Below are 12,001 nucleotides of genomic sequence, written 5' to 3'. Positions count from 1 at the left end.
TAGATATGAGCGAGCAAACTAACACTACAACCACAGCAGCAGTCACAGCGGCAACCAAGGCGGCGCCAGCGAATGAACACCTGATTTGGGTGGATATGGAGATGTCAGGCCTAAACCCGGAAACCGAACGGATTCTGGAAATTGCTATTATCGTGACAGATGCCCACCTCAATACTATTGCCACGGCCCCAGTCTGGGTAGTGCATCAGGAGGATGCCGTTTTGGATGCCATGGATGCCTGGAATAAAGGTACGCATGGGCGATCTGGTTTGATCGATAAAGTGAAGGCATCCACTCTAGATGAGGCAACGGCGGAGACAGAATGCATTGCCTTCTTAAAGAAATATATTAAAGCCGGTATCGCCCCAATGTGCGGCAATACGATTGGGCAAGACAGACGCTTTATGGCGAAATACATGCCGAAGTTAGAGGCTTACTTTCATTATCGAAACATTGATGTTTCTACTTTGAAAGAGCTTTGTAAGCGTTGGCATCCTGAGTTGGTGAAAGGCTTCACAAAGAACCAGGCGCATACAGCATTAGCAGACATAGAAGAGTCTATCGAAGAGCTAAAGTATTACCGTGAGAAATTTATTGTGCCGCTTCCTCAGTAGCCATCTCAAAAGAAAAGGTCCGCAATGCGGACCTTTTTATTGATGGTTGGAGCGAATCAAGCCCCAGTTTTCTTAAGAGCACTTTTTGGTCTAAAGATTTTAATGACTGTTTCGTTAGTTTCGATATACGGGCCGCCAATTAAATCAATACAGTAAGGCACCGCTGCAAAGATGCCGGGAACAATCGATTTACCGTTCTCGTCTTTCAGGCCTTCAAGCGTTTCTGCAATTGCCTTAGGTTGTCCGGGCAGGTTAATGACCAGTGCGGCATGACCATCAATTTCTCTGAGGACGGCTGTCTGTCTGGATAGAATAGCGGTCGGTACAAAGCTCAAGCTAATTTGACGCATTTGCTCACCAAACCCAGGCATCTCACGAGTACTAGCTTCACGAGTGGCCTCAGGGGTCACATCTCTTCTAGAGGGCCCAGTGCCACCTGTAGTAAGAACGAGGTCGCAACCTAGCTCATCTACAAGCTCAATGATCGACTCGGTAATGGCTTCCGACTCATCAGCAATGAGGCGCTCATGAAAAACACAGGGATTGCTAATGGCTTTAATGAGCCAGGTTTGTAGGGCGGGAATGCCTTCATCCTGGTAGACGCCTTTGCTAGCGCGATCCGAGATGGAGATGAGGCCAATTTTGACCTCATTAGGGCTGTTTCGTTTCAGGGCTTCTGTATGCTTCATGTTTCTATTCTAGCTATTATTAGGGTATGTTTACATATACATCCAACCAGTTTCAAGAAATCATCGATTTCATGCTCAAAGAGGCCAAAAGAAGGGGTGCCTCAGATGCCGTAGCGGAGGTTTCAGAGGGTCAGGGCCTCTCCGTTACTGTTCGTAAGGGTGAGGTTGAGACTATCGAGCAAAGTCTGGATAAGCAAGTGGGGGTCACCGTATTTTTGGGTCATCACCGCGGTAACGCCAGCACTAGCGATTTCTCAAAAGCATCATTAAAGGCAACGGTTGATGCTGCCTATCACATCGCACAACACACGGCAGAGGATTTGTGTGCAGGTCCTGCTGAGGCTGATCTCTTAGAAAAAAGTCCGCTGGATTTAGATTTGTTTCATCCATGGAATATTGATGCAGCTGCTGCAGTAGAAATCGCACGTAGTGCTGAGGGCGCGGCATTTTCAGTGAGCAAACAAATTAAAAATAGTGATGGCGCATCGGTATCCGCACACCATGCGCATTTCATGATGGGAACGTCGCATGGATTTATGGGCGGCTATCCTTTTTCTCGTCACTATATTTCTTGTGCGCCAATCGCTAGCGAAGGTGGCAAGAAAGCTCACATGCAACGTGACGATTGGTACTCCAGCTCCCGCATTCCTGAGGAGTTGGCCGATCCTGCCGCAATCGGAACGTATGCAGCTCAGCGGGCCCTGTCGCGTCTCAAGGCCAGATCTTTGACAACTCGACGTTGCCCGGTGATCTTTGAAGCGCCTCTCGCTGCGGGATTATTGGGAGGTCTAGTACAAGCTGTTTCAGGCGGCGCTTTGTATCGCCGCTCCAGCTTTCTACTCGACAGTTTGGGTAAGCAAGTGTTGCCCAAACATATCAGCTTGTTTGAAGATCCACATCTGAAGTCAATGACTGGTAGTGCACCTTTTGACGAAGAGGGCGTCAAAACTTCTGCTAGAACAGTGGTAGATAAAGGAATACTCGAAGGTTATTTTTTATCGACTTATTCTGCTCGCAAGTTGGGCATGAAAACCACCGGTAATGCTGGTGGGTCACATCACCTGACTTTACAAAGTAAGAAAACGCCTAAGGGTGGCTTGCCTGCACTATTAAAAGAAATGGGAACCGGTTTATTGGTGACAGAATTAATGGGGCAGGGCGTCAATTACGTGACGGGTGATTATTCTCGCGGTGCATTTGGCTACTGGGTTGAAAATGGAGTTATTCAATACCCTGTTGAAGAGGTTACCATCGCTGGCAATCTACGCGATATGCTGATGGATATTCAGTTGATTGGGAGCGATACCCTCATTCGTGGCACCAAAGAAACGGGATCGATTTTGCTGGGCTCAATGACGGTTGGTGGAAAATAAAGCAAGACAATCAATGCGGACTCTAAAAATAGTATCAATATAAAACTTCATTATTTTTAAAAGGGGTGACGGAAATGCAAAGACGTTCATTTTTAAAGAAAGCCACTATTGGTGCCGGAGTTGCTGCCTTAGCAGCGCCATCGCTTGCACAAAGTTTGCCAACTCTGAACTGGCGTTTGGTTTCGAGCTTCCCTAAATCATTAGATACTTTATTTGGTACGCCTGAAGTATTTGCTAACGCTTTGCGTAAAGCTACTGACGGAAAATTTAACGTCAAGGTATTTGCAGCTGGTGAAGTCGTTCCAGCTCTTCAGGTATTGGATGCCGTACAAAACGGCACCGTAGAGTGTGGACATACCGCAAGTTATTACTACCTAGGTAAAAATAGTGCTTTCATCTTCGATACTGCTGCACCATTTGGTTTAACTGCTCGCCAACAATCTGCTTGGATGCTGCATGGTAATGGCATGAAGTTAATGCGCGAACTCTATGCCAGCTACAACATTGTGAATTTCTTAGGCGGTCAAACTGGTACACAAATGGGTGGCTGGTTTCGCAAAGAAATTAAATCACCAGAAGACCTAAAGGGTTTGAAATTCCGCATCGCTGGATTTGCAGGGCAGGTACTTGCAAAACTCGGTGTAGTGCCACAGCAGCTTCCAGCTGGTGAGATTTATTCGGCGCTGGAAAAGGGCACGATTGACGCTGCAGAATTTGTTGGACCCTATGATGATGAAAAGCTAGGCCTAGCAAAGGTTGCCAAGAATTACTACTACCCAGCTTTCTGGGAGGGTGCCGCTGGACTTTCTTTCTTGGTCAATAAAAAGCAGTGGGATTCTTTGCCGCCTGCCTATCAAGCAGCATGGGAGGCAGCTTGTTTCGAAGCGCATACCGATATGTGCGCAAAGTACGATGCGCTTAATCCACCTGCATTGCAACGCCTCCTGCAAAACGGTGCCGTACTTCGTAAGTTCAATACTTCTATCCTAGATGCGTTCTTTAAAGCAAGTCAAGAAACCTATGCAGAGGAGTCTGCCAAGAATCCGCAATTCAAAAAGATTTTTGAGGACTACCGTGCATTTAGAAACATGGAAGCGCAGTGGTTTAATGTGGCTGAGCAAGCATTTGCTCAATATAGTTTTAGTAAGAAACTTTGATAGTTAAATCAATCAGCATAAGGGCTCTGTATGAGCCCTTATCTTTTGAGCCGATCCTCCCGAATATCCTATTAAAGACTACACTCAAAGGATGATCTTCTCACCGAAACCCATATGAATCTCTCGGAAATCTGGGTCCGCATTAAGCAACATCCTTTATCTCGGGTAGGTCCGGGATTGGTGACGGGTGTAGCGGATGATGATCCAAGTGGGATCGTCACTTATTCTCAAGCGGGTGCGCAATTTGGTTTAAATATGCTTTGGACAATGCCCTTTGCATATCCTTTGATGTCGACAATTCAAGTCTTATGCGCTCGTATCGGTAGGGTGACTGGCCGTGGTTTATCCGCCAATATGAAGTTGGCTTTTCCGCCAGTTGTATTGGTTTCTCTAGTGTTGCTGCTATTGATTGCAAATGTTCTCAATATCGCTGCAGATATTGCTGCGATGGGTGAGGTAGCACAGTTGGTTACGGGTATTAATTGGCATATCATGACCGGCCTCTTTGTATTGTTGACTTTGGTTTTGCAGATACTGATTCCTTATCGCCACTATGTTTTCTTTTTGAAGTGGTTATCACTTTCTCTACTGGCGTATGGTGCCGTCCTTTTTACGGTGCATATTTCTTGGGGCGATGTCATCTGGAGCACCTTCTTTCCTCAGTTGACTTGGAGTGCAGATTCGGCTGCAGTGGTGGTCGGGATCTTTGGCACCACCATTAGCCCTTATTTATTTTTTTGGCAATCTTCTCAGGAGGTCGAGGATATGAACTTGCGTGGTCAGCCCAGTCTGCTTGAACAGAAAAATCCCGAGGTGATCACTTCAGAACTCAGAAGAATTCATTGGGATACGTGGAGCGGTATGCTGTACTCCAATGTGGCTGCGTACTGCATTATTCTCGCTACGGCAGTGACTCTCTATGCTGCTGGTATACGTGACATCAATACTGCTGCTCAAGCTGCATCAGCACTGAGACCTCTCGCCGGCGAGTTTACCTTTCTGCTTTTTGCGCTGGGGATCTTGAGCGTCGGGCTGATGGGAGTGCCTGTTCTTGCTGGCTCGGCTGCCTATGCTTTGTCAGAGGTATTTGGCTGGCGCTCTAGCTTGGAGGATAGCGCTGCTCAAGCAAGCAAGTTTTACGCCATCATTGCTCTGAGCGTGTTGATTGCTCTGGCGATTCAATACTCACCCATTAGCCCTATGAAGGCCTTATTTTGGAGTGCGGTAATCAATGGAATCGTCGCTGTACCACTCATGGTGGCCATTATGGTTTTGTCATCAAAACAGTCAGTGATGGGGGCTCATGTCGCCTCTTTGAGTATGAGGATTTTCGGATGGCTAGCCACAGGCTTTATGGCTGTAGCCGCTGCCTACCTATTCATAGCTTGGTAAAATCGCTGGATGCTTGATTTACTCTTTACCTCCTTGGTGCAATCTTTCAACGCACACTCACTTGCTTTTTTTGTATGTGCAGTCATCAGCGTCACCATTCTAGGTATATCTAAAAGCGGCTTTGGGGCCGGGCTTGGCACCCTCTCACTACCTTTGATGGCTAGCCAGGCTCCAATTAATGAAGCTTTAGCAATTATGTTGCCACTCTTAATTGTGATTGATTTAGTGGGTTTGCGTCGATACATTCAGAATGCGAACTGGGACATTCTGAAGATTGTTATTCCGCCAGCCATAGCAGGTCTTCTGTTGGGAATGATTTTCTTTACTGCCATCACGCCTCAGGTATTAACTCTGTCGATTGGTATTTTTACCCTACTCTTTTTGATTCAGAATCTTGCCATGTCACGCATGGATTTAAAGGAGACTAAGTCTTATCCTTGGCTTGGGCGCGTAATGGGCTTAACGTCTGGCTTCACTTCTTTTGTAGCGCATATTGGTGGGCCGCCGATAACGGTGTATATGCTCAGAGAAAAACTTTTGCCGATGGTGTACACCTCGACCCTAGGAGTCTTTTTCACGATCATTAATTTTGGGAAGCTAGGCCCTTACGCCTATTTGAATCTGCTGAATTTCCAGCAGCTGGCAACTTCCATCATCTTGTTACCTTGCGCACCAGTAGGTGTCTACTTTGGCTTTTACTTAGCCAAAAGAATCTCAATGAAATGGTATTACCGAACAGTGAGATTCTTTTTGTTGATTGCCAGCATCAAGTTAATAGCGGATGGGCTTATTTAGCCGCCAATACTTCTTGCAAGAAGCGCGAGATATCCATGAGCTCTTCATGATTAACGGAGTGTTCCATGGGGTATTCATTCCAATCTACTGGATAACTCATTTGTTCTAGTAAGGCATGCGATGCTTGGGCGCGATCAAGAGCAACTACGGGATCGTAAGTACCATGTGCCATAAAGACCGGTGTCTTAGCATTGGCAGTATGCTTTTCAATATTGGCAGTCATTGCTAAGGGTAGGTAGCCTGATAGGGCAATAATGCCAGCAAGCTTGTGTGGAAAGCGTAAGCCAATATGCAAGGCCATTGCGCACCCTTGAGAAAAGCCAGCCAAAACAATCTTGTCATAGGCAATCCCGCGCTCAGCCTCATTTTCGATTAACTGAACAATCGCTGCTGCTGATTTTTGAATGCCTGCCGCATCTTCTTGATCCATCAGGTTTCTGCCAATGATGTCATACCAGGCTGGCATAACGTAACTGCCATTGACGGTGACGGGCATGCTTGGGGCGCTCGGAAATACAAAGCGAACGCCAGGGCATCCAGCTAGCTTTAATTCAGGAATGATGGGTACAAAATCATTGCCGTCGGCTCCAAGACCATGCAACCAGATAACGGCAGCTGTTGGATTTGGGCTGGTTTCCAATTCGATGCAGGGCAGCATATTTATCTTCCATGAAGTATGTTCAATCACTCATTATCAACTTTTTCAGTCTTGATTGATGCCTAGCGGGCCTAAAGGTAGGTAGAATCTTTCTGTTCCCCTCATTAATTAGGCCATCCATGAACTCTAAAAAGCTAACTCACTTTATTCTAGGGGCGATGGTCTTGGGTGTCTTGGTTGGCTACCTCGTCAACTTATACGGTGCAGGAACTTCTTTCCCCGATCAGTACGTCCTTTACATTTCAATCTTGACGGATGTCTTTTTGCGTTTGATCAAGATGATCATCGCTCCCTTGGTATTTGCCACCTTGGTTGTTGGTATAGCCAAAATGGGTGATGCCTCGACTATCGGTAGAGTGGGTTTAAAAACCTTCTCTTGGTTTATTTCCATGTCGCTGGTTTCTTTATTGTTGGGCTTGGTCATGGTCAATATTCTGCATCCGGGTATTGGCGTGGAATTAACTCTGCCGGAGATTGCAGCCAATACTGGATTAAATAAAGCGAGCCTTAATTTTCCAGATTTTGTGAGACATATTTTCCCGGTCAGCATCTTTGATGCGATGGCTAAAAATGAGATCTTACAGATCGTAGTTTTTGCTGTTTTCTTTGGTGTTGGCGCAGCAGGCATGGGGGCTAGAGCAGATGAGTTCATTCGTAATCTGGATATGCTCTCCCACATCATGCTCAAGATTACGACTGCAGTAATGAAGATGGCTCCTATCGCAGTCTTCTCGGCAGTTTCATCCGTCATTGCGGAAAATGGTGTCAGCATATTGATGACCTACGGAAAATTCATGCTGAGTTTTTATGCTGCTATTTTCACCTTGTGGATCGTCATCATTCTGATTAGTTCCTTGGTATTAAAAAATCGCACATGGGCTTTAGTGAAGATGTTGCGTGAACCGGCTTTACTTGCGTTTACAACTGCGAGTTCAGAAGCAGCTTATCCAATGACTCTAGAGAGAGTGGAGCGTTTTGGCTGTAAAAACAATATTGCTTCTTTTGTTTTGCCGGTGGGATATTCCTTTAACTTAGATGGGTCGATGATGTATTGCACATTTGCTGCCATCTTTATTGCGCAGGTCTACGGTATTGAGATGGAGCTCAGCCAGCAGCTCTTGATGTTGCTAGTGTTAATGATCACCTCAAAGGGGATAGCAGGTGTACCGCGAGCCTCATTGGTAGTTATTGCCGCAACCCTATCCCAATTTAACTTGCCAGAAGCAGGCGTCCTATTGATCCTTGGGGTAGATCACTTCTTGGATATGGCGCGTTCAGCAACCAATGTATTGGGTAATGGCTTGGCAACGGCCGTTATCTCTAAATGGGAAGGTGAGCTTGAGGGCTAGTTAAATACCTTTAAATGAATCCCACTTTAATAAAGCACAGGTGTAAGATGGTTTTATTAACTTGATCTAGTTATAAAAAAAGGGGGACTCAAATGAAACCGTTTTATATCGACTACCCCCAAGAGAAGATTGAAGAGCATCAGCATGCTTATCGCTGCCTTCATTGCAAAATTCCCACCACCATCATTTTTGGTTTGCTAGAGAATCATGCTGAGGATTGCGATTACCGAATCCATCAAAGTAAATGGACTCGGCTAGCAGTAAAGCCCCGACCTCAAAAGACGCATTTTGACGAACCCCATGTTGACGAGGTAGATTGATGAAAACATATCCGATTGCTCTGGAATTAACTGTTTGGGAAGATTTAGGGCTTAATCAATACGAGGTGACGATTGACGAGGTCTCTAAGATTTCTATTAAGCGCACAGATGATGTGCTGCGTACCCGAGAGTTAACGGGTAACGAAGTGAGTACATTAATTGCTGCGATCGAGTCTTTACGCGTTCCTGTGAGTGATGAGCCTAAAGGAGTTGAGGGCAATAAGGTGTCTACCAGTTATGAGCTGATTGTCGAGTCTGCCCATTTCTCCTTGGAGTTCAACTGGGAGGATGTTGATACTAGTGGCGTTAATTCCAAAGCATTTGAATCTGTTTCTGCAATGACGGCGGTAGTAGTAAGTCTGGATTTATCCCGCTGAAATCCGATCTCAAGCCTCCATCACAATAAATTCGCCTAGCGAGATTCTTTCTCTAAATTGCGAGAAGGAAAAAAGGGCTTTTATTTTCCGTGTATTGATCACCTCAATCTTCCCATCAGGGGTGAGGTTGGCAAGATAATCCCCCTCAGGAAAGAGGGCCTCAGGAATGCTTTCGGTCTCGAGTATTTGGGCCGGCAATACCAGGCTCTTTGTAATTTTTATACGCATGCACGTATCTTAGGTTTTAATAATTAGAACGATATTTGTCTTTGCACAACTTCAAATCCTATGCACCAAAGAGGGGTTTGGTGGGCGGGAGCCTAAAAAGCCTTTAAAAAATACCCTTCCAGCCAAATCAAGTAGAAAAGAGCCATTATTTGCACTGAAGTAGTGCATTACTTTAGTTTTAAGACATTATGGTTAAGCGGATTAATCTCCGGTAGATACGGCATTTGCTACATGTTGAGGAATCATTAGATCTCCTTGTGCATTCGGAATGGCTTTGATCGAGACTATGGGTGTTGACCCTCGCACAGAGCCAAATATAGTAGCAATGGCAGTATCAGCCGCATCTCTACCGGTGCCGAGTCTTACAAACCCCATGGGTATTGCAATTCCAGATGGATCAAAAATAAACCAGTGGCCACCAAGATATACCTCTACATACGCATGAAAATCTGTGGGGCCAAGTATGGGGTCAGAGCCATAGTCAATGCCGGTAACAAATCTCGCAGGGATGTTGAGTGCTCTACATAAGGCAATCATCAGGTGAGCGAAGTCACGACACACGCCTGCTTTACTCAGATAAGTGTCTACCGCGGTAGTGTGCTCTGTAGAGGTGTTATTACAAAAGCAAACGTGATTGGTAACCCAATCCTTAATTGCCTGAACGCGACTATAGCCTTGGGCCAGATTGCCGAATGTCTTTACGGCAATATCTTTCATGAAATCTGATTGGCAATATCTGCTTGGATATAGGTAGATCAATACCTCCCCGGGCAGGCTATTTATGGGCATTTCATATATTTGGGAGGGTGATGCTAGGTAGTGGGGGCATCCTTCTGGGAATCTGGGATGGGTCGATCACAGATAGGGCAAATGATTGCCACCGGCTTTTGTATGGCCGGAATCTCTTGAGAAATCAGTTTTTGACGAATTTTTCCAATCATGGGCTCAAGCTAGTTTATTGAATAAGTCTTAAACTTGCAGAGTGCCAAAACCAGCCCCCAAGACCCTCGCAGAACCCGATTTATCTCGCCTCATTGAAATGGCCTGGGAGGATCGCACGCCATTTGATGCCATTGAGAAAACCTTTGGCCTAGGTGAGCCTCAGGTGATAGCCATTATGCGTAAAGAGCTGAAACGGAGCTCCTTTGAGCTTTGGCGCAAGCGGGTAACTGGAAGAGCCACAAAACATAGCGCCTTGCGCAGTGAAGATGTGACTCGAGCCTATTGCCCCACTCAATACAAAAATAAATGAAGCGGCAAATCAAGCAGCAAATCAAGCAGCAAGCCACGGAGCCTAAACGCTTAGTTCTGATTTTAGGGGATCAGCTCGATTTGCAGAGCGCCGCATTACGAGACTTTGATCCTCTAGCAGATGAAATCATCATGATTGAGTCGGCTAATGAGGCTCAGTATGTTTGGTCGCACAAAGCCAAAATTGCTTTATTTCTCTCGGCAATGCGTCACTTTGCAGTTGAGCTGAAAAAGCTGGAATACACGCTGACTTACGTTCAAGGCTCTCATCTGCCTATTGTCGAGGCTCTCAAAGAGCATATTCTGCAAAAGAAGATAAAGCATTTAGTTTGTATTGAACCTGGTGAATGGCGTCTCAAGCAGGCGATTGAGGCATTAGCAAAAGAACTCAATATTGAGCTGGTAATGCTTGAGGATGAGCATTTCTATTGCTCGCGACAAGAGTTTGTGGAGTGGACGGCAAACAAGAAAGAACTCCGGCTGGAGTACTTTTACCGCCTAATGCGTAAGAAGCACCAGGTATTAATAGACGCTGAAGGTAACCCCGAGGGTGGTCAGTGGAACTTCGATCAAGATAATCGCAAGCCCTATCCGAAAAAGGGACCTGGCATCATCGATGCCCCTGCGGCGTTTGAAGTAGATGTGATTACCAAGGAAGTATTGGCATTCGTTACAAAGACTTACCCAGATCATCCTGGATCTCTGGAGTCATTTAACTGGCCCGTTACCAGAAGCCAGGCTCTCCAAGCTCTGGAGTATTTTGTCGAATACCGCCTCAGAAATTTTGGTGTGTATCAAGATGCTATGTGGACGGATACCCCCTTTGGATGGCACTCTATTTTGTCGAGCGCATTAAACCTAAAGCTAGTAAATCCTCGTGAGGTGATTGATGCGGTCATTATTGCTTGGAAAAAGTATGCCTTGGATCTATCAACAATCGAGGGTTTCATTCGACAAATATTAGGCTGGCGAGAATTTGTCCGGGGCATGTATTACCTTGACATGCCAAAAATGGCACAAGATAACTACTATCAACATCAGCGCCCATTACCCAAATGGTATTGGACTGGGCAGACCCAGATGGCTTGTATGCAAGATGCTATTGGTCAAACACTGCAATATGGTTATGCGCACCATATTCAGCGTTTAATGGTGACCGGAAACTTTGCACTTCTAGCTGAAATTCTGCCTCAAGAAGTGTGTGACTGGTATCTAGCAATTTACGTAGATGCGATTGAGTGGGTGGAGTTACCTAATACGGCTGGGATGGCCTTATTTGCGAATGGCGGACGGTTTACCAGTAAGCCTTATATCGCCAGTGGCGCATACATCAGACGCATGAGCAATTATTGTGGCTCATGTAAATACAAGCCTGAGATACGCTATGGGGAAGAGGCATGCCCCGTCACAACTTTGTATTGGAACTTTTTGATCAAGCATCGTGCTCAATTTGAAGCGAGCCCACGTACTAAGTTAATGACGGCCAACCTCAAAAGAATTAGTGATGAAGATCAAAAAGAAATTGTGCTGCATGCCCAAAAGATTCTGAATCAGCTCGACGCGCTATAAAAACACTCATGAAGACAACGTTTAAGGGAAACAAAAGCGCTCTCCCAAGTAAGATTTGTGTTGCCTGCAAAAAAGAAATGACCTGGAGAAAATCCTGGGCCAAAAATTGGGAATCGGTCAAATACTGCTCTGATGCTTGTAGGAAGAAAAAACTCCCTTAAGACCTGCCTATTAATGCTTACAAAAGTATTTAATTTGATAGCGTCAACCCACCTTAAAGCTGATCCGT

Annotated in this window: 16 protein-coding genes; 11 read left to right on the top strand and 5 right to left on the bottom strand. The window is 45.6% G+C overall.

Translation table 11 applies throughout. The annotated features are described in order from the left end of the window. The first annotated feature begins 5 nt into the window (after positions 1–5). Positions 6–614, top strand: coding sequence for an oligoribonuclease (gene orn, locus ICN34_RS10880; RefSeq protein ID WP_072583645.1), 609 nt, complete (start codon positions 6–8; stop codon positions 612–614). Between the two features lie 56 nt (positions 615–670). On the opposite strand, the gene mog is transcribed toward orn, so the two are convergent. Further along, positions 671–1,303 carry a molybdopterin adenylyltransferase gene (gene mog, locus ICN34_RS10875; RefSeq protein WP_072583644.1) on the bottom strand — a complete coding sequence of 211 codons (633 nt, stop codon included), beginning with the start codon at positions 1,301–1,303 and terminating at the stop codon, positions 671–673. A 26-nt stretch (positions 1,304–1,329) separates the two neighbouring features. Here mog and pmbA point away from each other — a divergent pair, with 26 nt between their 5' ends. The 4 genes from pmbA to ICN34_RS10855 all read left to right on the top strand — a co-directional run bounded on the left by pmbA (position 1,330) and on the right by ICN34_RS10855 (position 6,020). Beyond that, positions 1,330–2,676 carry a metalloprotease PmbA gene (gene pmbA / locus ICN34_RS10870; RefSeq protein ID WP_072583643.1) on the top strand — a complete coding sequence of 449 codons (1,347 nt, stop codon included), beginning with the start codon at positions 1,330–1,332 and terminating at the stop codon, positions 2,674–2,676. A 74-nt stretch (positions 2,677–2,750) separates the two neighbouring features. After that, positions 2,751–3,833, top strand: coding sequence for a TRAP transporter substrate-binding protein (locus ICN34_RS10865; protein ID WP_216122641.1), 1,083 nt, complete (start codon positions 2,751–2,753; stop codon positions 3,831–3,833). A 114-nt stretch (positions 3,834–3,947) separates the two neighbouring features. Next, the gene (locus tag ICN34_RS10860; RefSeq protein WP_216122640.1) at positions 3,948–5,225 is read left to right on the top strand and encodes an NRAMP family divalent metal transporter; all 1,278 of its coding nucleotides are present in this window, start codon (positions 3,948–3,950) and stop codon (positions 5,223–5,225) included. Between the two features lie 9 nt (positions 5,226–5,234). Next, positions 5,235–6,020, top strand: coding sequence for a sulfite exporter TauE/SafE family protein (locus ICN34_RS10855; protein ID WP_072583640.1), 786 nt, complete (start codon positions 5,235–5,237; stop codon positions 6,018–6,020). On the opposite strand, the gene ICN34_RS10850 is transcribed toward ICN34_RS10855, so the two are convergent. Further along, positions 6,013–6,678, bottom strand: coding sequence for an alpha/beta hydrolase (locus ICN34_RS10850; protein WP_216122639.1), 666 nt, complete (start codon positions 6,676–6,678; stop codon positions 6,013–6,015). The two genes, ICN34_RS10855 and ICN34_RS10850, sit on opposite strands and share 8 nt — an antisense overlap. Before the next feature lie 119 nt (positions 6,679–6,797). On the opposite strand from ICN34_RS10850, the gene ICN34_RS10845 reads away from it, so the two are divergent. The 3 genes from ICN34_RS10845 (at position 6,798) to ICN34_RS10835 (ending at position 8,724) form a co-directional block, all read left to right on the top strand. Continuing rightward, positions 6,798–8,027 carry a dicarboxylate/amino acid:cation symporter gene (locus ICN34_RS10845; protein ID WP_072583638.1) on the top strand — a complete coding sequence of 410 codons (1,230 nt, stop codon included), beginning with the start codon at positions 6,798–6,800 and terminating at the stop codon, positions 8,025–8,027. Positions 8,028–8,119: 92 nt separating this feature from the next. Continuing rightward, entirely contained in the window at positions 8,120–8,347 is a 228-nt protein-coding gene (locus ICN34_RS10840) for a hypothetical protein (protein ID WP_072583637.1), read from the top strand. Further along, positions 8,347–8,724: a hypothetical protein gene (locus ICN34_RS10835; RefSeq protein ID WP_072583636.1), complete on the top strand. Its 378-nt coding sequence runs from the start codon at positions 8,347–8,349 to the stop codon at positions 8,722–8,724. Before ICN34_RS10840 ends, ICN34_RS10835 begins: the two co-directional genes overlap by 1 nt. A gap of 9 nt (positions 8,725–8,733) precedes the next feature. On the opposite strand, the gene ICN34_RS10830 is transcribed toward ICN34_RS10835, so the two are convergent. The 3 genes from ICN34_RS10830 to ICN34_RS11560 form a co-directional block, all read right to left on the bottom strand. After that, positions 8,734–8,952, bottom strand: coding sequence for a hypothetical protein (locus tag ICN34_RS10830; RefSeq protein WP_072583635.1), 219 nt, complete (start codon positions 8,950–8,952; stop codon positions 8,734–8,736). 201 nt (positions 8,953–9,153) lie between these two features. After that, positions 9,154–9,669 carry a transglutaminase family protein gene (locus ICN34_RS10825; protein WP_370624020.1) on the bottom strand — a complete coding sequence of 172 codons (516 nt, stop codon included), beginning with the start codon at positions 9,667–9,669 and terminating at the stop codon, positions 9,154–9,156. Positions 9,670–9,764: 95 nt separating this feature from the next. Continuing rightward, positions 9,765–9,893 (bottom strand): hypothetical protein, encoded by a 129-nt coding sequence (locus ICN34_RS11560; RefSeq protein WP_255538660.1) that lies wholly within the window; start codon positions 9,891–9,893, stop codon positions 9,765–9,767. Positions 9,894–9,934: 41 nt separating this feature from the next. Between ICN34_RS11560 and ICN34_RS10820 the strand changes: the two genes are divergently transcribed. Genes ICN34_RS10820 through ICN34_RS10810 form a run of 3 tightly spaced genes read left to right on the top strand, consistent with a single transcriptional unit; the run spans position 9,935 to position 11,933 of the window. Then, entirely contained in the window at positions 9,935–10,204 is a 270-nt protein-coding gene (locus ICN34_RS10820; protein WP_072583633.1) for a TIGR03643 family protein, read from the top strand. Beyond that, positions 10,201–11,772 carry a cryptochrome/photolyase family protein gene (locus ICN34_RS10815; protein ID WP_216122636.1) on the top strand — a complete coding sequence of 524 codons (1,572 nt, stop codon included), beginning with the start codon at positions 10,201–10,203 and terminating at the stop codon, positions 11,770–11,772. Before ICN34_RS10820 ends, ICN34_RS10815 begins: the two co-directional genes overlap by 4 nt. Positions 11,773–11,780: 8 nt before the next feature. Continuing rightward, entirely contained in the window at positions 11,781–11,933 is a 153-nt protein-coding gene (locus ICN34_RS10810; RefSeq protein ID WP_216122634.1) for a DUF2256 domain-containing protein, read from the top strand. The last annotated feature ends 68 nt before the right edge of the window (positions 11,934–12,001 follow it).

This window comes from Polynucleobacter sp. Tro8-14-1 (genome assembly GCF_018881655.1).
Lineage (GTDB): Bacteria > Pseudomonadota > Gammaproteobacteria > Burkholderiales > Burkholderiaceae > Polynucleobacter.
This window is presented reverse-complemented; position numbering and strand designations above follow the sequence as displayed.